The sequence below is a fragment of the Mycobacterium marinum genome, from assembly GCF_003391395.1.
Taxonomy (GTDB): Bacteria; Actinomycetota; Actinomycetes; order Mycobacteriales; family Mycobacteriaceae; genus Mycobacterium; species Mycobacterium marinum.
The window spans coordinates 5663297-5683409 of sequence record NZ_CP024190.1; the positions used below are offsets into that span (position 1 = coordinate 5663297).

The 20113-nt window shown below is 66.6% G+C and carries 20 protein-coding genes; 12 read left to right on the forward strand and 8 right to left on the reverse strand.

Features of this window, described 5'->3' with window-relative positions; translation table 11 throughout:
- Window positions 1-17 precede the first annotated feature (17 nt).
- Genes crtI through CCUG20998_RS23915 form a run of 6 tightly spaced genes read left to right on the forward strand, consistent with a single transcriptional unit; the run spans window position 18 to window position 6094 of the window.
- Complete coding sequence (gene crtI / locus CCUG20998_RS23890) at window positions 18-1547, forward strand: phytoene desaturase family protein (protein WP_020729454.1); 1530 nt, start codon at window positions 18-20, stop codon at window positions 1545-1547.
- Window positions 1544-2503, forward strand: a complete 960-nt coding sequence (locus CCUG20998_RS23895; protein WP_020729453.1) for a phytoene/squalene synthase family protein — start codon at window positions 1544-1546, stop codon at window positions 2501-2503. Before crtI ends, CCUG20998_RS23895 begins: the two co-directional genes overlap by 4 nt.
- Window positions 2500-2823, forward strand: coding sequence for a lycopene cyclase domain-containing protein (locus tag CCUG20998_RS23900; RefSeq protein WP_020729452.1), 324 nt, complete (start codon window positions 2500-2502; stop codon window positions 2821-2823). Before CCUG20998_RS23895 ends, CCUG20998_RS23900 begins: the two co-directional genes overlap by 4 nt.
- Window positions 2820-3194 carry a lycopene cyclase domain-containing protein gene (locus CCUG20998_RS23905; protein ID WP_036456013.1) on the forward strand — a complete coding sequence of 125 codons (375 nt, stop codon included), beginning with the start codon at window positions 2820-2822 and terminating at the stop codon, window positions 3192-3194. The genes CCUG20998_RS23900 and CCUG20998_RS23905 overlap by 4 nt, the downstream gene beginning before the upstream one ends.
- Window positions 3188-5497 carry an MMPL family transporter gene (locus CCUG20998_RS23910; RefSeq protein WP_020729450.1) on the forward strand — a complete coding sequence of 770 codons (2310 nt, stop codon included), beginning with the start codon at window positions 3188-3190 and terminating at the stop codon, window positions 5495-5497. Before CCUG20998_RS23905 ends, CCUG20998_RS23910 begins: the two co-directional genes overlap by 7 nt.
- A gap of 45 nt (window positions 5498-5542) precedes the next feature.
- Complete coding sequence (locus CCUG20998_RS23915; RefSeq protein ID WP_020729449.1) at window positions 5543-6094, forward strand: MarR family winged helix-turn-helix transcriptional regulator; 552 nt, start codon at window positions 5543-5545, stop codon at window positions 6092-6094.
- 9 nt (window positions 6095-6103) lie between these two features.
- On the opposite strand, the gene fni is transcribed toward CCUG20998_RS23915, so the two are convergent.
- The 6 genes from fni to CCUG20998_RS23945 all read right to left on the reverse strand — a co-directional run bounded on the left by fni (window position 6104) and on the right by CCUG20998_RS23945 (window position 11172).
- Window positions 6104-7150 carry a type 2 isopentenyl-diphosphate Delta-isomerase gene (gene fni / locus CCUG20998_RS23920; RefSeq protein ID WP_020729448.1) on the reverse strand — a complete coding sequence of 349 codons (1047 nt, stop codon included), beginning with the start codon at window positions 7148-7150 and terminating at the stop codon, window positions 6104-6106.
- Between the two features lie 116 nt (window positions 7151-7266).
- Window positions 7267-7974 (reverse strand): RES family NAD+ phosphorylase, encoded by a 708-nt coding sequence (locus CCUG20998_RS23925; protein ID WP_020729447.1) that lies wholly within the window; start codon window positions 7972-7974, stop codon window positions 7267-7269.
- Window positions 7968-8570: a helix-turn-helix domain-containing protein gene (locus CCUG20998_RS23930; protein WP_020729446.1), complete on the reverse strand. Its 603-nt coding sequence runs from the start codon at window positions 8568-8570 to the stop codon at window positions 7968-7970. Before CCUG20998_RS23930 ends, CCUG20998_RS23925 begins: the two co-directional genes overlap by 7 nt.
- 81 nt (window positions 8571-8651) lie before the next feature.
- A complete protein-coding gene (locus CCUG20998_RS23935; RefSeq protein ID WP_020729445.1) occupies window positions 8652-10136 on the reverse strand; it encodes an amino acid permease in 1485 nt (494 codons plus the stop codon).
- A gap of 43 nt (window positions 10137-10179) precedes the next feature.
- A complete protein-coding gene (locus CCUG20998_RS23940) occupies window positions 10180-10422 on the reverse strand; it encodes a hypothetical protein (RefSeq protein WP_012396352.1) in 243 nt (80 codons plus the stop codon).
- A gap of 141 nt (window positions 10423-10563) precedes the next feature.
- On the reverse strand, window positions 10564-11172 hold the full coding sequence (locus CCUG20998_RS23945; RefSeq protein ID WP_050674628.1) for an AAA family ATPase: 609 nt from the start codon (window positions 11170-11172) through the stop codon (window positions 10564-10566).
- Between the two features lie 163 nt (window positions 11173-11335).
- On the opposite strand from CCUG20998_RS23945, the gene CCUG20998_RS23950 reads away from it, so the two are divergent.
- The 5 genes from CCUG20998_RS23950 to CCUG20998_RS23970 all read left to right on the forward strand — a co-directional run bounded on the left by CCUG20998_RS23950 (window position 11336) and on the right by CCUG20998_RS23970 (window position 17788).
- On the forward strand, window positions 11336-12298 hold the full coding sequence (locus CCUG20998_RS23950) for an SDR family oxidoreductase (protein ID WP_038580843.1): 963 nt from the start codon (window positions 11336-11338) through the stop codon (window positions 12296-12298).
- Window positions 12295-13110 carry an acetoacetate decarboxylase family protein gene (locus CCUG20998_RS23955; protein ID WP_036456010.1) on the forward strand — a complete coding sequence of 272 codons (816 nt, stop codon included), beginning with the start codon at window positions 12295-12297 and terminating at the stop codon, window positions 13108-13110. The genes CCUG20998_RS23950 and CCUG20998_RS23955 overlap by 4 nt, the downstream gene beginning before the upstream one ends.
- A 2-nt stretch (window positions 13111-13112) precedes the next feature.
- Window positions 13113-14327, forward strand: coding sequence for an amidohydrolase family protein (locus tag CCUG20998_RS23960; protein WP_020729440.1), 1215 nt, complete (start codon window positions 13113-13115; stop codon window positions 14325-14327).
- A gap of 13 nt (window positions 14328-14340) precedes the next feature.
- Window positions 14341-15618: an amidohydrolase family protein gene (locus CCUG20998_RS23965; RefSeq protein WP_172607223.1), complete on the forward strand. Its 1278-nt coding sequence runs from the start codon at window positions 14341-14343 to the stop codon at window positions 15616-15618.
- Between the two features lie 298 nt (window positions 15619-15916).
- The gene (locus CCUG20998_RS23970; protein ID WP_036457053.1) at window positions 15917-17788 is read left to right on the forward strand and encodes a PE family protein; all 1872 of its coding nucleotides are present in this window, start codon (window positions 15917-15919) and stop codon (window positions 17786-17788) included.
- A gap of 269 nt (window positions 17789-18057) precedes the next feature.
- On the opposite strand, the gene CCUG20998_RS23975 is transcribed toward CCUG20998_RS23970, so the two are convergent.
- Together CCUG20998_RS23975 and CCUG20998_RS23980 are read right to left on the reverse strand one after the other, a co-directional pair.
- Complete coding sequence (locus CCUG20998_RS23975) at window positions 18058-18261, reverse strand: cold-shock protein (RefSeq protein WP_012396359.1); 204 nt, start codon at window positions 18259-18261, stop codon at window positions 18058-18060.
- A 92-nt stretch (window positions 18262-18353) separates the two neighbouring features.
- Entirely contained in the window at window positions 18354-19715 is a 1362-nt protein-coding gene (locus tag CCUG20998_RS23980) for a DEAD/DEAH box helicase (protein ID WP_020730807.1), read from the reverse strand.
- On the opposite strand from CCUG20998_RS23980, the gene CCUG20998_RS28790 reads away from it, so the two are divergent.
- The gene (locus CCUG20998_RS28790; RefSeq protein WP_231389844.1) at window positions 19635-19922 is read left to right on the forward strand and encodes a hypothetical protein; all 288 of its coding nucleotides are present in this window, start codon (window positions 19635-19637) and stop codon (window positions 19920-19922) included. The genes CCUG20998_RS23980 and CCUG20998_RS28790 overlap by 81 nt on opposite strands.
- Window positions 19923-20113 lie beyond the last annotated feature (191 nt).

Sequence of the window (20113 nt, forward strand, 5' to 3'; positions counted from 1 at the left end):
CAAAGTAGGGAGCCGCGATGCGAACCATTGAAGGCACTGCCGATCACGTGGTGGTGATCGGTGCGGGACTAGCGGGGTTGGCCACGGCGCTGCACCTGGCGGGCCGCGGCCGCGCCGTCACGGTCGTTGAACGCGAGGCTTGGCCGGGTGGACGCGCCGGCCGACTCGACATCAATGGATACCGAATCGATACCGGCCCAACTGTTCTCACCATGACCGACCTTATCGACGAGGTCTTTGCGGCCGTGGGTGAGACGATCTCGGATCGGCTGGAATTGCTTCCCGTCGATCCGGCCTACACCGCCATGTTCGCCGACGGAAGTTCGATCGATGTGCACTGCGACGCGGATCGGATGGTGGCGGCGATCGACAACTTCGCCGGTCGTGAGCAAGCTACCGGTTATCTTCGGCTGCGCGATTGGTTGACCCGGCTATACCGAATCGAATTCGCCGGCTTCATTGCCTCGAACTTCGACTCGCCCCTATCACTGCTCACCCCGCAGCTGGCGCGACTGGCGGCTGCCGGTGGATTTCGCAACTGGGACAGCATGGTCAAGCGCCACATCACCGACCCGAGGCTGCGTCGCGTGTTCACCTTCCAGTCCCTCTATGCCGGGGTGGCGCCGCAGGATGCGCTGGCGGCCTATGCCGTTATCGCCTATATGGACACCATATCGGGGGTGTTCTTTCCGCGCGGCGGGGTTCGTGCCCTGCCTGACGCGCTGGCGGCCGCCGCGGCCTGCGCGGGCGTGCAGTTTCATTACGGTTCGCAGGTAAGCGAACTCGAGCGCGACGGCGCGCGGATAACCGCTGTCCGCACCGACAAGGGTGAGCGCATTGCCTGCGATGCAGTGGTGTTGACCACCGAGTTACCCACCACATACCGACTATTGGGCCGAACCCCCCGCCGGCTTCGCCGGTTACAGGCGGCACCGTCGGCGGTCGTCGTGCACGCCGGCTGCCGCAGCGCCACGATTGCGGGTGAGCCGGCGGCCCATCACACGATTCTTTTCGGACAGGCATGGGAACAGACGTTCACCGACATCATTCGCGACGGCCGGCTGATGCGGGATCCATCGTTGTTGGTCACCCGACCGACCGCGGGCGATCCCGCCCTCGCACCGCCGGGACGAGATCTGCTCTATCTACTCGCGCCGGCGCCCAACCTGACCGCGGGCCGGGTCGATTGGGACAGTGCCGGTGCTAGCTACGCGCAATCCATGATCGACACCGTCGCCTCCCGGCTGCTTCCGGACCTTCGCGACAGCGTGGAACTACTCGACGTCGTCACCCCCCTGGACTGGGCCCGGCAGGGCATGGCGGCAGGTACTCCGTTCGCGCTGGCGCATACGTTCGGCCAAACCGGCCCCTTCCGCCCGGCCAACACGGTGCGCGGCATCGACAACGCGGTGCTGGCGGGATCGTCGACGGTTCCGGGTGTGGGCGTTCCGACGACGTTGATCTCCGGGCGGCTGGCCGCCGACCGCATCACGGGAAACACCAACCGATCAATCCGACACCTCGACCTGAAAGCACAGTTGTCATGATTCGCAGTGAATTGGACGCCGCCGGGATCGGTGATCCCCGGTTGCGCGAGGCCTATCAGCAAAGCCGCCGAATCAACGCCGCCAGCGGGCGTACCTTCTTTTTGGCCACCAGACTGCTGGCACCGGATCAGCGACCACCCGTACACGCCTTGTACGGTTTCGCCCGGTACGCCGACGACATTCTGGACTCCTTCGATCCGCTGCTGGACACTGACACCCGCGCCCGGCGACTGCAGCAGCTGGCGCAGCAGTTCTTTTCCGGCGCAGACCATCCCGACAACCCGGTGCTTGCCGCGGTCAGCCACACCGCACGCCGCTACGGCATCGGCGCCGATCTGTTCGAAGATTTTCTGGAATCGATGCGCATGGACCTCACCATCACCGACTACCCCGACCGGGATGCGCTCAACACCTACATGCGCGGTTCAGCGGAAGCCATTGGCTTACAGTTACTCCCGATCTTGGGCACCGTCGTTCCGGCGCAAGAGGCCATACCCTACGCGGCCGCCCTAGGACGCGCATTTCAGCTCACCAACTTCATTCGCGACGTCGACGAGGACCTGGCCCGCAACCGCGTCTATCTGCCCGCCGACGAACTCGCCGCATATGGGGTTGATCGGGATGTGCTGATGTGGTGTCACCACAACCAGCGCAGCGATGGCCGGGTACGCGAAGCTCTGGCCGCCCAACACGAGATCACCAGAGAGACCTACCGGTTCGCCGCCGCCGGGATCCAACTGCTGGCGCCGCGGTCGCGGCCTTGCGTCGCGACGGCTTTGACGCTGTATTCGGAAATCCTGGGCCGCATCGAAGACGACGACTTCGCGGTGTTCGGCCGGCGCGCCACCGTCGGGACCGCCCGCCGTCTGCGGGTGGCCGGTGCCGGATTGATACGAGCGTGGCGCGCCCGAACCAGCGGCGCCATCCCCGATCGCTCCGAATACGGTGCCGCATGACCGACCGCTGGCAATACCTGCTGGTGCTGGTCGCATGCCTGGCAATCACCGCGCCGCTGGAAGTGTTCGGCGCCGGCGTATATCGGCGCCCGCGAAGGCTACTGCGGTCGGTGCTACCGGTGGCCGCGGCATTCCTGTTCTGGGACGAGTTGGCCGTGGCCGCCCGGGTGTGGACTTACGATCCGCGCTACATCAGCGGGCTGGACATCCCGTTTCGGGTCCCGATCGAAGAGGTGCTGTTCTTTCTGGTGATCCCCATCTGCGCCCTGTTGACCCTCAACGCGGTCAGCACCATTCTCGAGCGGCTCCGCCGACGATGACCGGGTTGGGGTACACCCTGCCGGCCGTGCTGGCCGTGGCCGGCGTCGGCGCCCTGGAGCTATTGGTACTACGGACCGGGTTGTTCCGGCGCCCCGCGTACTGGCTATCAATGGTGATAGTGCTGGGCTTTCAGGTTCCGGTCGACGGCTGGCTCACCAAGCTCAGCGCTCCCATCGTCAGCTACGACGAGCGGCAGATCACCGGCCTGCGGTTCCCGTTCGACATCCCGATTGAAGACTTCCTGTTCGGCTTCGCGATGGTCACTGCCGTTCTACTGCTGTGGGAGCGACAACGGGAACCCGGTGAGCCCGCACCGCCGAGCCAGGCGGGCAACCACGAGAAGCACAGCTTCGAGGACAAGACATGTTGACCAGAATGGCCCGACTCTCCCTCACCGCACCGCGCCGGGTCATCGCGGTGGTAATCCTGGTCATGGTCGGCACCGCCATCTTCGGCATCCCGGCGGCAAATAGCTTGGCGGCCGGGGGATTTCTGGATCCATCAGCGGAATCCGCGCGTGCCGCGGCGGTGCTCGCCGACAAGTTCCATCGAGGCGACATGGAGATGGTGCTGCTGGTGAGTTCGGACGACGGTGTCCGCGATGGTCCGGCACGCATCGTCGGCACCGATATCGCGCGGCAACTCGCGCAATCACCCTTCGTGGCGCAGGTGGCATCGCCTTGGGACACACCGCAACCGCCGCCGGACATGGTCAGCGCCGACGGGAAATCGGCGCTGATTCTGGTGGCGCTCAAGGGCGACGAAAACAGCGCACCCCGGCATGCACAGGCGCTTGCGCAGCGGTTGGCGCACAACCGCGGTGGGGTGACGGTGCAGGCCGGTGGGTCCGCGATGGTCTATGCACAGGTCAACCAGCAGACCGAGAAAGACTTGCTGCGAATGGAGTTCATCGCGGTCCCGGTCAGTTTCGCCGCGCTGGTGTGGGTGTTCGGGGGCTTGCTGGCAGCGGCCCTACCGGTGGCCGTGGGCGGATTCGCCATCCTGGGGTCCCTCGCGGTGCTGCGCGGTGTTGCGATGGTGACCGACGTGTCGATCTTCGCGCTAAATGTCACGGTTGCCCTGGGCATGGCCCTCGCGATCGACTACACCCTGCTGATCATCAGCCGGTACCGTGACGAGCTGGGCGAGGGGCGCAGCCACGAAGAGGCCCTGGTTCGCACCATGTCAACCGCCGGCCGCACCGTCCTGTTCTCGGCGGTAACGGTTGGGCTCTCGCTCGTCGCGATGGCGCTGTTCCCGATGTACTTCCTGAAGTCCTTCGCCTACGCGGGGGTTGCGGTCGTGGCGTTTTCGGCCCTGGCGGCGATGGTGGTCGCACCAACGGTGATCGTGCTGCTCGGCGACCGGCTCGACGCGCTCAACGTCTGGAAACTGGGCCGGCGGCTGCTCGGGCGTCCGGAACCGCCGCCGCGGCCCGTTGCGCAGAGTTTCTGGTACCGTACGGCCAAACTGGTCACCCGCCACGCGATTCCGGTCGGCCTGGCCATCATCGTGTTGTTGATCGCGCTGGGAATCCCGTTCCTCAACATCAAGTGGGGCTATCCGGACGACCGCGTGTTACCGCCGTCCGCGTCGGCACGCATGGTCAGCGACCGAATCCGCAGCGATTTCAGCTCGAACTCGGCGAGCAGAGTCACCGTCGTCCTCACCGACACCGCCGGCCTGACCAAACCGGATCTCAATCACTACGCCGCCCAATTGTCTGAGGTATCCGATGTGTCGGCGGTCTCGGCGCCGACGGGCACCTTCGTTGCCGGAGAGTTGCGGGGCCCGCCCTCCGCACCGACCGCGATGGCCGCCGGCAGCGCGTATCTGACCGTGGAGAGCACCGCGCCGCTGTACACCAAGGCCTCGGCGAACCAGCTGGATCGTCTGCACGCCGTGGCGCTGCCCGGCGACACCGCGGTGCAAATGACCGGCGTCGCACAGATGAACCGCGACTCCGTCAATGGGATTACCTCGCGGTTACCCATGGTGTTCGGCTTCATCGCGATCGTGACACTGGTGCTGCTGTTCTTGCTCACCGGCAGTGTGCTGCTACCGATCAAGGCGGTGGTACTCAACATGCTCTCGCTTACAGCGGCTTTCGGCGCCCTGGTCTGGATCTTTCAGGACGGCCATCTGGATGCGCTGGGTACCACCCCAACCGGCACGTTGGTCGCCAATATCCCGGTGCTGATGTTTTGCATCGCCTTCGGCTTGTCGATGGATTACGAAGTCTTCCTGCTGTCCCGCATCCGCGAGTTCTGGCTTGCATCACCTCGGGAAAGTGCCGACAACGATGAGAGCATCGCCCTGGGCCTGGCCCATACCGGCCGGGTCATCACCGCCGCGGCATTGCTGATGTCGATCTCGTTTGCCGGCCTGATTTCCGCAGAGGTGTCTTTCATGCGGATGTTCGGGGTGGGTCTGACGATTGCTGTGCTGGTCGACGCCACGTTGGTGCGGGTACTGCTGGTGCCCGCGTTCATGCATGTGTTTGGCGGATTGAACTGGTGGGCACCCAAACCACTGGAACGGTGGCACAGCCGCAGCGCTGGCGGCGGATCCGCAGGCCAAACCGCCCGCAGCAACGATGCCGTCGGCGGCAACTCCAGCAAATTCGACAGCAATCGCCGCGTCGACGACCACGTGCACCGGTCGCGGCGGTAAGGGCGATAAGCTAGTCGCTCTATCGCCCGAAAAGGATGCAGGCAGGTGACCAAGCGCGTCGCTGTGAATCGACAGCCGAGTCGAGCCGAGCTGGAGCGGCTGTTATCGGCTGATCTGCGCGCCATCACCGCTCATTCCGACCGGGTCGGCCGCTACTACGCCCGACACAACGATCTCAGCCACGGCGACTTCCAGGCATTGCTGCACATCATGGTCGCCGAGACCGCGGGGACACCCGTGACACCGGCCCAGCTCAGCCAGCGATTGGACGTCTCGGCCGCGGCGATCACCTATCTTGCCGATCGGATGATCCATGCCGGGCACATCCGCCGCGAAGCCGATCCCGAGGACCGGCGCAAATCACACCTTCGCTTCGAGCAAAGCAGCCTGGAGCTCGCACACAAGTTCTTCATGCCGCTCGGCGACCACATGCGCGAGGCGATGGCTGATCTGTCCGACCGTGATCTGCGGGCCGCACACCGGGTGCTCACGGCGATGATGGACGGGATGGCGACCTTCGAAAAGGAGCTCTTCGAGTCACCCCCGCAGAAATCGGAGCGCGCCCGCACAACGCCGGCGCAGGCGGAAAACTCCTAAACCGCGCGGCTACCGGATGGCTGTCACACCGATGTTGCGCAGCGACGTGAGATCCGGCGCGCCGCAACAGTGCAGGCAGACTCGGAGTTCGTCGAGGAACAGCTGCAACCAATCCTGCACCGCCGTGGCGGATTCGATCGCCGGCGCAAGCAACGGGCGAGCAATCGCGACCACATCGGCGCCCAGGGCGATCGCTTTGGCCGCATCCATTCCGGTGCGGATGCCGCCGGAGGCGACCAGCGGGACAGCCGGCAACGCTTGGCGCACCTCGACAATCGCCTCAGCGGTGGGGATACCCCAGTCAGCCAGTTCCGGGTAGCGCAGCTCGCCGTAGCGAACCAACTGCTCCACCCGCGACCACGAGGTTCCTCCGGCGCCGGCCACGTCGATACCCGATACCGGCAGCCCGCCGGGCAGCCGCAGCAGTTGCGCGACGGCCGCGGCCCCGATGCCGTGGCCAACCTCCTTGAGCAGCAACGGATAGTCCAGCAAGTCGGCTGCGTCGCGCAGCCGACCCAGTGACCCGGAGAAGTCGGTATCACCACCGTGCTGCATCGCTTCCTGCAGTGAGTTAGCGTGCACCGCAAGTGCATTCGCACCAACCCGGCGCAGCGCGGCAGCCACGGCCCCAACCGCGTCCTTGGTCAACTGAGCCAGACCGATGTTGCCGATCAACAGCACGTCGGGTGCTACCTCACGCACCGCGAAACTCGACGCCGCCCGCTGCCCGCGGGCATCGTCGAGCATGATCCGCTGCGAGCCCAGCATCATTCCGATACCGAGGCGCTGCGCGGCGGTGGCCAAATTGCGGTTGATCGTCGCGGACAGCTCGGCACCGCCGGTCATCGCGCCGATCAGGACCGGGGCACGCAATGGCACGCCGAAAAACTCGGTCGACAAGTCGATGTCGGCGAGGCTGGTTTGGGTCAGTGCGTTGAAGGGCAGGCGGTAGCGTTCGAGCCCGGTCGTCACGCCGACGTAGTTGACATCGTCGTTGAGGCACACGTCGATGTGCCGGCGCTTGCGGCTGGAGATCTCGGCCGGGTCGTTGGTCATCGGGCAGCACCGGCCGTCGCCATCATGGTCCTCGTCGCGGCAAGCAATGCAAGTCCTTCTTGGGGTTCAACGACGCCGTCACTGATGCCACAGAGCCTACCGCGCGCGCGGTTTGGTCAAGTTGCCGAAATGTCACACAACGGGCAGGAATCGACCCGTGCGGCGGTCATTGCGAGCTCGGCGGCGGCCACCAGAACCCGCGGCCAGATAGCCGCGTCGGCCAGCGCGAAGTCCTGGCGCTGGCGCGCGCGAATCCGCACATGGTCAACAGCACCGTCGGTGTCCCACAACGCCAGCGCGCGACCGTTGCTGTGCGCGGCGTGGTAGTAGACACCGTGTACCGGGCGGCGCGCCGGCTGATCTTCGTAGATGGCCCGTGCCCAGGCTTGAGTGCGAACCCGCGGATAGGCGCCGGTGGCCAGCGACGGCAACGCGCCGATGCGCATCGCGGCGCCCTCGGATCGCAGATCCAGCACCACGATCTCGGTGCGCGGACGCAACAGCCCGACCCGAAACCGGGGACAGACGGCGGCCTCTCCTAGGTCACCAAAGACCTCGCCCAGCGCGGTGGCCAGGGTGCCGGCAACGTAGAGCACAGATCTTCCCTCAGGACAGATCGCCGGATGAGCTGCCGGCGGCGTGTGGTGGTCGAGGCGGTGCAGCGGCCCGAAAGCGCGATGGGTGATGGCGTCCGGGGTGTGCGTGGACAGGTGGTAGACCCGGCACCACTGCCAGCCGCGGGCGCTCAGCGTTTCCGGCCACTTCCACGTCCAGACCCGACCACCTGAGAGCGGACGATTCGGTTCGCCGAGGTCGGCTACCACGCCGCCGCGGTCGACTTCGCCACCACCGCGATCACATCGTCGATGCGCGCGTCGACCAGGGCATCGGCCGGTGTGATGTCGCCCAGTTCCGGGTTCGGCGTGGCGGCCCACTTGCTCAAGGCGACGATTCCCCCCGGAAAGGCCTGTCGCAGTTGCGCGATTCCCGGCAGAAAGCCGCGTTGTGCCCCGGCGTTGAGCTGCCACATGGGTATTCGCCACTGGCGACCGTCCTTGAGACCGATCAGGTCGCCACTGGTGATCCGGTCAAGCACGGCCTGGCTGGAGATGTCGAGCAACTCGGCAACCTCCGCCGTCGACAGCGACATGGTCAGCAATTCTCGGCGGGCGACGAAGTCGTCCTGCAATGCCTGCAGCGCAGCGCCGCTCATTTCCTTGGCGGTTGGCGCACTACCCCACAACGATTCGTCCAGACCGTCCGTGTCCCGTGCCGCGACTGCTTCGACAAAGCCCGCTTTGACCGACGCGGGCGCCGCGTCCAACACCGCGTGCACCGCAGAACTCAGCTGTGCGGCCGACGCGCTGGCCCGCTGACGCCGTCGCGGCGCCGCATTACGCGTTGGGGTGCGGGTGACCATACCTCGAGGCTATACCAAGATAACCAAGCAAACACGGCCTCGTCGCGCCCGATCGGGCCCGGCGGGTGCGATCCGATCTCCCTATTTCTTGTCCATCGGCCCTGGGTTGGCGACCACGGGAAACTCGCCGGTATAGCCGATACGTCTGCGCGCAATCTCCAGCACTTGGTCGCGGACCAGGAACCAACCGCCGATCAGCATCGGAATGATGAGTCCCAGGGTCGCTACGGTCCAGGTGCCGATTGGGTAGGAGAACCCCATCAAAACCAGCACCGCGACCAGAAACACCAAGGTGAGATAACCGGTGTAGGGCGCACCCCACATGCGAAACGACGGCCGGTACACGATGCCCTGCTTCGACCAGCGGAACAGCTGAATCTGGCAGCAAACAATGGTCGCCCAGGACGCGAGAATGCCCAGCGCCGCGATATTGAGGACGATCTCGAAAGCCATCTCGGGAACGACGCCGTTGAGCAACACCCCGATCAGGCCGATGGCGGCCGTCAGACAGATCCCGCCATAAGGGACTCCTCGTTGCGACATCCGTGCGGTGAAACTCGGTGCACTGCCGTTCATCGCCATCGAGCGCAGGATGCGCCCGGTCGAATACAAACCTGCGTTGAGACTGGAGAACGCCGCGGTCATCACCACTACGTTCATGATCGAGCCGGCGCCGGTCACCCCGATCTTGTCGAAGAAGGTGACAAACGGGCTCTCACCGGCCTTGTAGTCGGTGTAGGGCAGCAACAGGCCGAGCAAAAACAACGATCCAACGTAGAACAGGGCAATACGCGCGATCACCGAGTTGATGGCACGCGGCATCACCTTCTCCGGCTCCGCCGTCTCCCCCGCTGCCGTTCCAACCAGCTCGACCGCCGCATAGGCGAAGACCACGCCCGAGGTGACGACGACCAGGGGCAGCACGCCATACGGGAAGAGTCCGCCGCCGTGGGCGAGCAGGCCGAGACCGGTGGAATGACCATCGACGGGGTAACGGCCGGCCAGGAATATGGTGCCCACGACCAGGAAGGTCAGCAGCGACACCACCTTGATCAGGGCCGCCCAGAACTCGATCTCACCGAACAGGGTCACCGAGATCAGGTTCATGCTCAACGCGATACCCAGCGCGAACAACGCCAGCGCCCACTGCGGGATGCCCTCGAAAACCCGCCAGAAATGGAAGTAGGTGGCGATCGCAGTCGAGTCGACAATCGAGGTCATCGCCCAGTTCAGGAAATACATCCAGCCCGCGACATAGGCCGCCTTTTCGCCGAAGAATTCGCGCGCATAGGAGACAAACGACCCCGACGACGGCCGGTGCAGCACGAGCTCACCCAATGCCCGCAAGATCAGGAAGGCGAACACTCCACAGACCGCGTAGACCAGAAACAGTGCTGGACCGGCGCTGGCCAGCCGTCCACCGGCGCCAAGAAACAGGCCGGTGCCAATCGCACCGCCGATCGCGATCATCTGTAGCTGGCGCGGCTTAAGGCTCTTGTGATAGCCGGCATCTTCGCTCGCGAGAGCGATGTCATCGGGATGGGTCGGGCTCGACGGGGTTCTCAACGCTCAGATGCCTCTTTCCCAGTTCGGTCGCTGGCTGTGGGGGTCAGCCGCCGGGGGCAGGTTCCGAGCCCGCGGGATCATCCGGGCCCGGAGTGTGTGGTGGTGTCGGAATATCACGAAACGTAAAGATGAAGCCGAACGCCGCCACCGCGGCGGCGATCGCGTAGCCGATGATCGAATACCAACCTGCGTGCAGGTATGCGGTAACCGCGACGAGTGCCATGGCACCAAAGACCATCGACATTCCGATAAGCGGCGTCTTGGCCTTGAAATCAACAAAGCGCATGGATAACAACCTCGTCGGGTGGCGAACGAATGTGGACTAAGTAAACACGGTGTGGACGATCATGTCCTGTTGGGCGACCGGCCCGCCAACCCACCCCTTGTGCTATAAGACCAATCCGCTGCGCCTTTGCCGCGACAATGGTCACCGATCAGCTGCGTCGCCTTTCGGCTCGCCTCGGCCGCGGGCCGGTGACGGCGCGAGCGGCGAGATCATCCGGCTGATCGTCGCGACCCGACGGTCGAGCCGGTCGGCCGGGATATCGATGAGCTGATAACCGAATTCGCGGTAGCTGTCTTCGTGGATCCGTTCGAACCTCAACGCCTCCGCTATGTCGATTCGGCGGGTCGTGGTGGGCTGGCAGAAGCCCAAGTTGCGGACGAAAAAGACCTGTCGCTGATAGGTGTGTTCGGCGGCAATCCGGTCAAGCTCGGCCGTCAGCGCCGCGCAAACGGGCAGCCCGAGATAGACGGCGAGCGCGTGAGTGCACACCGGCGAGCGGTCGAAGAAGCAAACGCCGGGGCCCGTCGTGTCGGCCGCAACTTGGCGCCGGCGCTGTGTCTGCACAACCTCGTCGATAAACGACGCATTGGTCGCACCCGTCCAGGGTTCGTCTTCGCCGCGCGCCTGCCGACCGAGGATGACGTCGGTGGCGGCTTCCGCCACGACGGCGTGTCCGAGCTCTGCGAGCCGCCGCACGATCGACGTCTTACCCGCTCCAGGCGTGCCGGTGAGAATGTATCGGCGCGTCAATTTCGTTGGTTTCCTCGGTGTCGGTGGACGACAATTGCCGCGGGCGCGGCTGGACGCGACCCAACGGGGTGGTGGCGTCGACGGGAGACCCCGCGGCCGGAGCCGAGGTCATTCCCGATTCAACCCCTTGAGGCAACATCTGCAAGATGTGACGATTGCCTCAATGGATGCCTCAGTGAAAGCCTCGGTGCGGGACCTTCAAGGCAAGGTGGCCGTGGTGACCGGCGGGGCCGGAGGCATAGGCCGAGCCCTGGGGAAGCGCTTCGGTCTGGAAGGCATGAAGGTGGTGCTCGCCGACGTCCTCGCCGAACCGCTGGACCAGGCCACCCGCGCACTCACGGACGAGGGCATCGAGGCGGTCGGCGTGGTTACCGACGTTACCGACTATTCCTCGGTCGAGGCATTGGCCAAGGAGACGTTGCGCCGATTCGGCGCGGTGCACGTGGTGTGCAACAACGCCGGCACCGGCGGAGTCTCCGAGGGCTACATGTGGGAACACGACCTAGCCGACTGGCACTGGGGGATAGATGTCAACGTCGTGGGCGTGATCCACGGCATCAAAGCCTTCGTGCCCATCCTGCTCGAGCACGGCGAGGGACACGTGGTCAACACCTGCTCGGGCAACGGCGGGTTCGCGCCGATCGCCCGGGGGGCCATGGGCGGGCCGGCCATGGCGGTCTATCCGATGACCAAGGCCGCCGTGCTCTGCCTGACCGAGAGCCTCTACACCCACCTGGAGTTGACCGGGACGCGGGTTCGGGCGCATGCCCTTTTCCCCGGCGGTTTCCTCAACACCGGCATCTGGGAGTCGTGGCGGCACCGACCACAGCGCTACGCCGCGACCCAAACGCGCCGCACACCCGAGCACACCCTGGCCGACGTCGTGGGTCGCTTCGAGGCCGCCGGCGCCCGCGTCGAGTTCACCCCGCTCGCCACGGTCGCCGACCAAGTGGTGGAGGGAATAAGAGCCGACCGCTTCTGGATGATGGGCCCCCCCACACCGGCCGATGAGGTGGTCACCCGCAAGGCGGCATCGATCGTGGCTCGCGCCGACCCCGACTACCTGGTGGATGTCCTCGGCCGCAGCGCCGCCAAGGAGCCGGAAACCGAAGGAGGAAAGCGTTGATTACCAACGCAGTTCGCTATGGTCCCCGCCCACCCGAGGCGCAAGTCGACCATGAGATCGATGCCACCAAGGCGCCCATCGCCACCGAGGCGGTGACCGTCACCTACCTCACCGATCCGCAGATCGTCGCGGCCGTGCTGCCCAAACCGCTGCAGCCGGCCGACGAGCCGCTGGTGCGGGTCCAGCTGCAGCGGGTCCGGATAGCGGGCCGGCCGCCATTCGGGTCGGCGGTGTTTGCGGTGACCGCACGGCACGGCGAATTGCAGGGGGACTACCCCCTTTTCATGCCCCAGTCCACCGAACAGTCGGTCACAGGTGGGCGCGAAACATTCGGTGAACCAAAGAAATTGGCCAACATCGAGGTCGACCATGACGGTAGCCGAGTCAGCGCCAGCGTTGACCGGATGGGCTATCGGCTGATCACCGTCAGCGGTCAGGTGAGCGGCGGCGCGCCGTTGCCGCCCGACCAGGTCAACACCGAGTTCTACTTCAAGTTCCTGCGCTCCCCCGACGGCAATGGCATCACCGACCCACACTTGGTCTACGGCGAATATCACCGCCACTACGAGCTGCTGGAGAACATCGACGGCAGCCTCGAGCTCGGAGAGTCTCCGCTGGACCCGGTGGCCGACATCGCGATTCGCCAGATCAGGTCGATTACCTGGTGCCGCCGGCGCACCGTCCAGGTGGGGCGGATCGCCACCCGGGTACCCCAGGAATGGCTGCTGCCCTATGTGCACCAGCGCTATGACGAACCCCATGACGCCCCGTCCCCGGCCACACCCCCCAGCCCTGAGCCGGCCCGGGCATAGCCATGGACCGGTACACGGTTATTTCGGCTGACTGCCACGCCGGGGCGGACCTGCTCGACTACCGCGAGTATCTCGAGGCGAAGTACCGAGACGAGTTCGACGGCTGGGCCAAGACGTTTGTGAATCCGTTCGGGGACCTCAGCGAGCCGGACGCCGAACACAACTGGGACAGCGATCGTCGTAACGCAGAACTGGACTCCGATGGCGTTGCGGGAGAGGTCATCTTCCCCAATACGGTGCCGCCGTTCTTCCCGCAGGGCAGCTTGGCCGCTCCCCCACCGAGTACCGCCCGGGACCTCGAACTGCGGTGGGCCGGCCTGCGTGCGCACAATCGCTGGCTGGCGGACTTCTGCTCGTTGTCCCCCGAACGGCGCGCCGGAGTGGGCCAGATCCTGCTCGGGGACGTTGACGAGGCCGTCGCCGAAGTGGCACAGATCGCCAAGCTGGGGCTGCGCGGCGGCGTGTTGCTGCCCGGGGTTGTCCCCGGCACCGGCATCCCCGCGCTTTATGCCGAGCACTGGGAGCCGCTCTGGGCGGCGTGCGCGCAGGCGGGCCTGGTGATCAACCACCACGGCGGCAACGCCGGACCCAGCCCGATCGACGGATGGGGTAGCTCGCTGGCGGTGTGGGTGTACGAGTCGCACTGGTGGGCACATCGCGCACTCTGGCATCTGATCTTCAGCGGCGTGCTCGATCGCTATCCGGATCTCACCGTGGTCCTGACCGAGCAAGGCACCGGATGGATACCGGCGACCCTCGACTCACTGGACGTAGCGGCAGCCCGTTACCGGCGGCCCAATTCGGCCATCGCCCGCTTCGCCGGGCCCACCGCCGGCTCGCTGCCGCTGCAGCCCAGCCAGTACTGGGCCCGCCAGTGCTACGTCGGCGCCAGCTTCCTGCGCCCGGTCGAGTGTGCACAGCGCCACCGAATCGGTGTCGACCGCATCATGTGGGGCAGCGACTACCCGCACATGGAAGGGACCGCTCCCTACAGCCGAGAAGCGCTGCGCCACACCTTCAGCGACGTCGAACCCGACCAGGTGGCGGCCATGGTGGGCGGGAATGCGGCGGCCGTCTACGGCTTCGATCTGCAGGCCCTCGCGCCGCTGGCCGCCCGCATCGGCCCAACCGTCACCGAAGTCGCCGAGCCACTGGCAGCCATCCCCGCCGACGCGAGCAGCACCGCGTTCGAGCCCGACCCCATCCGCGCCTGGTAGCGAAAGGACACTCGTGACTCCCCTGGCCCCTTACGTGATCATCTCTGCGGACTGCCATGCCGAGCTGCCGACCGATCAGTACCGCGAGTACGTCGACCCTGAGTACCGGGAGGACTTCGAGGTCTACCTGGCCGAGAAGGCCGCCGCGTCGCAGGTCGGCGGGTTCATCGACGAACAGTTCGCGCAGGACTGGTTCTCCGAGCATGGCGAGGGCATCGCCGGTGGCTGGGATGTGGGCCTGCGCGACAAGGAGCTCGACAGCGACGGGGTGGTCGGCGAGGTCATCTTCCCCGACGCCGACGCCGTGTCCGGGGTCGCCGGCGCGCCCTTCGGCGCCGGTCTGGCCCAGTCGGGCTCGCTCGACCCGGGGCGGGCCATGGCCGGGGCACGGGCCCACAACCGCTGGTTGGCCGAGCTGTGCAGCCACAGCCCCGAGCGCCGCGCGGGGGTCGCGGTGGTGCCGATCCTGGCCGACGTCGACGCGGCGGTCGCCGAGATCACCCGGGCGGCGGAGTCGGGGCTGCGGGGCGGGATCATGATCCCCGCCCTGTGGGCCAGCTACCCGCCCTACCACGACCGTCGCTATGACAAGGTCTGGGCCGCCTGCCAGGACCTGCAGATGCCGGTACACACACACGTCGGCGCCGCCCCGCAGCAGGAGTACGGCGAGCACCTGGGCATCTATGTCACCGAGGTGCGCTGGTGGGGAGTCCGGCCGCTGTGGTTCGCGTTGTGGTCGGGGGTGTTCGAGCGCTTCCCCGGGCTGCGCTGGGGCGCCACCGAGTGTGGCGCGTTTTGGGCCAACGACCTGCTGTGGCTGATGGACACGCGGTACCTGCGGGAGCACTCGGCCAAGAAGATGAGCCATCTGCTGGAGGGCGACCTGACGATGCCCCCTTCGGCTTACTTCGACCGCAACTGTTTTATCGGGGCCACCACCACCGAGCGCCGGGAGCTGGCGCGGCGCTACGAGATCGGGGTGTCCAACATGCTGTGGGGCAACGACTTTCCGCATCCGGAAGGGACCTGGCCGCACACCCGGGAATGGCTGCGGCAATCGTTTTGGGACATCCCCATCGACGAGACCCGCCAGATCCTGGGCCTGGCGGCGGCCGAGGTGTACAACTTCGATCTGGACGCGCTGGCTCCGCTGGCCGGGCGCATCGGTCCTACCCCGGCGGACCTGGGCCAAGACGATGCGGTGAGCATCCCCAAGTGGGAGGCGGCCCGCCAGGCCGGCCGGCACTGGCTTACGGGTGCCGAGCCGCTGGCTGACCTGGTGCAGAACTAGGGCCCCTCACGGGACACCGGTTTCGGCGGTGTCGTCCAGCCATTAGTCGCCGCGCGCTGACCGGGCGCGCCTCATCGAGCGCACACGTTTTCTCATGGGTGAGACGTTGTGGGGTGTGGTTGGGGGGTGGTGGTGCAGTCGGTGGTGGGTGGGCTGCGACGGGGGTCGGGGTAGTGGCGGGGGTGGGTGTTTTTCGTGTTGTGGCGATCTTGGTGATTCGCGGATAGGTCGTTGACCTGCGTCGATATCGTCGGCCGATCGGTGTTGGGTGTGGTGGGCTGAAGGGGCGGTGGGTGTGGTGTCGTTGGTCAGGGTGGCCCCGCAGGTGGTGGCCGACGGGGTGGGGAACTTAGCGCGTATCGGGTCCTCGATCGGGGCGGCCAACGCGGCCGCGGCGGCGGCGACCACCACGATGGTGCCCGCCGGCGGTGATGAGGTGTCGGTGGCGGTGGTGGGGTTGTTCCGCGGTCTGGGGCAGGACTACCAGCTCTTCGGCGCCCAGTTGGAGCAGTTCCATCAGCGTTTCGTGCAGATCCTGGATGCGGCCAGGACCGCCTATCTGGAGACCGAGACCGCCGCGGCGGCGGCGGTGGCCGATGGGCAGTATCAGGTGTTGGCGGAGCCGGTGCAAACGCTGGGGCAGGCCTGGCTGGCCACTCCGGCGGGTGAGCTGCTCGATCCGTTGGTCAATGCGCCGTTTGCGTCGTTGACCGGCCGGGAGTTGATCGGCAACGGGGCGGCGGGGGTCGCGGGTGTCGATGGTGGTGCCGGGCAGGCCGGGGGCTGGTTGTTCGGTGATGGCGGCCCGGGGGCGGCGGCCACGGCCACCAGTGCGGCCGGCCGTGGTGGGGATGCCGGGCTGATCGGTGCTGGTGGTGCCGGTGGGGCCGGGTGGGCTAACTCGGGTGCGGCCATGATGGCCGGCGGGGCCGGTGGTGATGGGGGTTTGGTGTTCGGTGATGGCGGGCCGGGTAGTCCCGGGGCGGCCTCGTTGGACCCCACCGTGGCCGGTGGTGCGGGTGGTCCGGGTGGGGATGCTCGCGGGATCGGTGACGGTGGCCGTGGTGGCGATGGTGGCCCCGGGGCCACCGGAGCGCCCGGCGGGCGGGGCAGCGATGGCGGGCCCGGCGGCAAGGGCGGCAATGCCGGGGACTACGGCAACGGCGGTACCGGCGGAACCGGCGGCATCGGCGGGGCCGGCGGCCCCGGCTCACCCGGCGGAACCCCGGGTGCGCAAGGATTTAGGGCCGGCGATGCCGGTAATGGCGGGGTGGGCGGGATCGGCGGCGATGGCGGGCACATCAAAGGCCACGGTGGTGCCGGCGGAATCGGCGGCCACGGCGGCCACGGCGGCACCGGCGGCGACGGCCAAGCCGGGGCGAACGGGGAGTTTCCGGGAGACCGCGGTGGTTCCGGCGGGGCCGGTGCGCGCGGCGGCAACGGCGGCGCCGGCGGCAACGGCGGCGCCGGCGGTCATGCCCTCGCCGAGGGATTCCACGACGGCGCCGCCGGTACCGGAGGTGTGGGTGGCAACGGCGGCGACGGCGGCAACGGCGCCGACGGAGGTGACGGCCATTCCGGTGACCCGTCGTGGCGCTCCGGCGGGGATGGCGGTAACGGTGGAAACGGTGCCTACGGGGGCAACGGCGGTCTGGGCGGCCTCAGCGGTGACGGCTCCACCAGGGCCGCCCACGGTGTCCAGGGAACCATGGGTGACGGCGGCGACGGCGGCGATGGCGGCAACGGCTCCACCACCAGCGATCAACCCGACATCGACGGCGGCAACGGCGGGTATGGCGGCTGGGGTTTCAACGGCGGTAACGGGGGCAACGGCGGCGACGGCGGCACCCGCCCGAAGGGCACGCTTTTCTTCAGATCCGGTGGTGACGGCGGTTTCGGCGGCTGGGGCGGCAACGGATACGGCGGCGTCGGCGGCGACGGCGGTAACGGCGGCTGGGGCGGTAACGGCGTGAACAGATACGGCGTGCTCAACCCCGGATGGGGCGGCGACGGCGGCAACGGTGGAGCCGGCGGTACCGCTTACACCAGCGGCGGCGTATACGCCGGTGGGCCCGTCCAACCCGGCACCGAAGGCACCGGGCCGTCCGGCGATCATGGCGGTTTCGGCGGTTCGGGCGGCATCGGCGGGCACGGCGGCCAAGCCCCGTAGATCCTGCCGGGCCGAGGTGATCTTGCTGGGGGTTTGTGCGCGCGCTCCCCTGGTTCAACGACCAGGTCGAGCACGGCCGACTTCCCCCGGCGGTACCGCTACCGAAGCCCTGGTGGGCGCACAGCGAAACAGCCGGGGGAAGTGCTACAGCTTCCGTTCGGGGAACCCAGCGAACCGTCACCGACCCGATCCGGGCCGGTCACACGGCACACCCATCGAGTGGATGAGCCGCTAAGGCTGGACTTCCCCGAAGATTTGCGAAGGGGTTCCTAGACGGCGCTGACTCCTACCGCCTGGGGACCCTTGGTACCTTGCTCAACCTCGAACTGAACCCGCTGGTTCTCCTCGAGCGAGCGATAGCCACTGCCCTGGATCTCCGAGTAGTGGACGAAGAGGTCCTTCGTGCCGTCGTCAGGAGTGATGAAGCCGAAGCCCTTTTCTCCGTTGAACCATTTCACAGTTCCCTGTGCCATTCACTTACTTCTTTCATTTAACTACCGGACGTACCAACAACGACCGGACAACTAGCGTAGCGCAAGCCGCAATCATTGAAACTGATTGCGTCCTAGGACGTTTCCTGACGCATACGACCAGGCCGGGGACCCCGTCGGCGGCCGCCGGAACCCGCGGACCTCGGCCGCGGCGAACCATGCGGCGCCGCACCATTCCTCGGCGCGGCCCCCTTCTTCGGCGCGGCCCCCTTCTTCGGTGCGCCCGCCTTCTTCGGTGCCGCCACCTGCTTCGGCGCGGGAGCTTGATAGGGCGCAATGTCACCGACCAGCGCATGTACGGCGGCCGAGTCGGCGGTGACCTCTTGCGGAGTGACCCGGATTCCAGCACGACGCATCAGCGCATGAGTGTCCTTGCGCTGCTCGGGCAGCACGACGGTCACGACGTCACCCGCGTTCCCGGCCCGCGCCGTGCGGCCGGACCGGTGCAGGTAAGCCTTGTGCTCGGCGGGTGGGTCGATGTGCACCACCAATTCGATGCCGTCGACATGCACGCCGCGGGCGGCGATGTCGGTGGCGACCAGCACCCGCGCCTCACCCTTGCTGAAGGCGGCGAGGTTTCGATCGCGGGCGGGTTGGGAAAGGTTGCCGTGCAGATCGACGGCCGGGACACCGGATTCGGTGAGCTGCTTGGCGAGCTTGCGCGCTTGATGTTTGGTGCGCATGAACAGGATTCGGCGGCCGGTACCCGAGGCGAGGCGGTGCACCAGGTCCTTCTTGGCTGCCGCGCCCGAGACGTGGAACACGTGGTGGACCATCTGGGGCACCGGCGAATCGGAGCTATCGACCGAGTGCAGCACGGCGTCGTGCAGGAATCGGTTGACCAGCTTGTCGACCCCGTTGTCCAGGGTCGCCGAGAACAGCAGTCGCTGCCCGCCGCCCGGTGTGGCCGCAAGAATGCGGGTGACCCCGGGCAGGAAACCGAGATCGGCCATGTGATCGGCTTCGTCGATCACCGTGATCTCGATCGAGTCGAGGCTGATCAATCGTTGCTTCATCAGGTCTTCCAGCCGGCCCGGGCAGGCCACGACGATGTCGACGCCGGAATTGAGCGCCGTCACCTGCCTGCCTTGCGGCACCCCACCGAAGATCGTGGTCACCCGCAGGCCATTGACCGCGGCCAGCGGTTGCAGCGTCGCGGTGATCTGGCTGGCCAACTCCCGGGTGGGGGCAAGAACCAGACCCGTGGGCCGGGCTGGGCGGCGCGGGCGCCCGGCCAGCCTGCTGACCATCGGAAGGGAGAAGGCCAGCGTCTTGCCACTGCCGGTCTTGCCGCGGCCGAGGACGTCTCGGCCGCCGAGCGTGTCGGGCAGCGTTTCGATCTGGATCGGGAAGGGATGGCTGATCCCGCGGGCGGCGAGCACCTCGATGAGCGATTCGCCCACGCCGAGATCAGCAAAGGTCGTGCCAGTAGTCAATTTGATGTCTTTCAGGATTGGTTCCGCCGAGTGGGCAGCGAGATACGCGCGTTCGGTCAGTACAAGGTGGCGAAATTGCCGGTGGGCAAAATCGATCGCCGAGATACGAACTGCGCCGGCATCAGCCCCGAAAGCAGGGCGAGCACGGGGGGTGAAGAAGCGTTTCACGACGTGCTGACCATCGAATGCAACGGTCAACGTTGTTAGCAGCATAACAGCACAGCGACCTCGGACGTGCCCACCACCGCCGCCGGGTGGGCGTGAGTGCCCAACATCACTGCCCGTACAGTTATGTATGAACCGCGCTCTAGCGGTGATCGCAACTCTCAACGCACCACCAGGAAGACCTGCGCGCGATACGATCGTCGTCGTTCGTCCTTCTGTCGACAGTGCTAACC

What these genes read in the sequence shown, in the direction of transcription:
- CCUG20998_RS28790 (WP_231389844.1), top strand. Translation starts at nt 19,635, where the DNA reads ATGGCTGATCCCGCGGGCGGCGAGCACCTCGATGAGCGATTCGCCCAC.
- crtI (WP_020729454.1), top strand. Translation starts at nt 18, where the DNA reads ATGCGAACCATTGAAGGCACTGCCGATCACGTGGTGGTGATCGGTGCG.
- CCUG20998_RS23950 (WP_038580843.1), top strand. Translation starts at nt 11,336, where the DNA reads ATGGATGCCTCAGTGAAAGCCTCGGTGCGGGACCTTCAAGGCAAGGTG.
- CCUG20998_RS23930 (WP_020729446.1), bottom strand. Translation starts at nt 8,570, where the DNA reads ATGGTCACCCGCACCCCAACGCGTAATGCGGCGCCGCGACGGCGTCAG.
- CCUG20998_RS23895 (WP_020729453.1), top strand. Translation starts at nt 1,544, where the DNA reads ATGATTCGCAGTGAATTGGACGCCGCCGGGATCGGTGATCCCCGGTTG.
- CCUG20998_RS23940 (WP_012396352.1), bottom strand. Translation starts at nt 10,422, where the DNA reads ATGCGCTTTGTTGATTTCAAGGCCAAGACGCCGCTTATCGGAATGTCG.
- CCUG20998_RS23900 (WP_020729452.1), top strand. Translation starts at nt 2,500, where the DNA reads ATGACCGACCGCTGGCAATACCTGCTGGTGCTGGTCGCATGCCTGGCA.
- CCUG20998_RS23905 (WP_036456013.1), top strand. Translation starts at nt 2,820, where the DNA reads ATGACCGGGTTGGGGTACACCCTGCCGGCCGTGCTGGCCGTGGCCGGC.
- CCUG20998_RS23910 (WP_020729450.1), top strand. Translation starts at nt 3,188, where the DNA reads ATGTTGACCAGAATGGCCCGACTCTCCCTCACCGCACCGCGCCGGGTC.
- CCUG20998_RS23975 (WP_012396359.1), bottom strand. Translation starts at nt 18,261, where the DNA reads ATGGCACAGGGAACTGTGAAATGGTTCAACGGAGAAAAGGGCTTCGGC.
- CCUG20998_RS23960 (WP_020729440.1), top strand. Translation starts at nt 13,113, where the DNA reads ATGGACCGGTACACGGTTATTTCGGCTGACTGCCACGCCGGGGCGGAC.
- fni (WP_020729448.1), bottom strand. Translation starts at nt 7,150, where the DNA reads ATGACCAACGACCCGGCCGAGATCTCCAGCCGCAAGCGCCGGCACATC.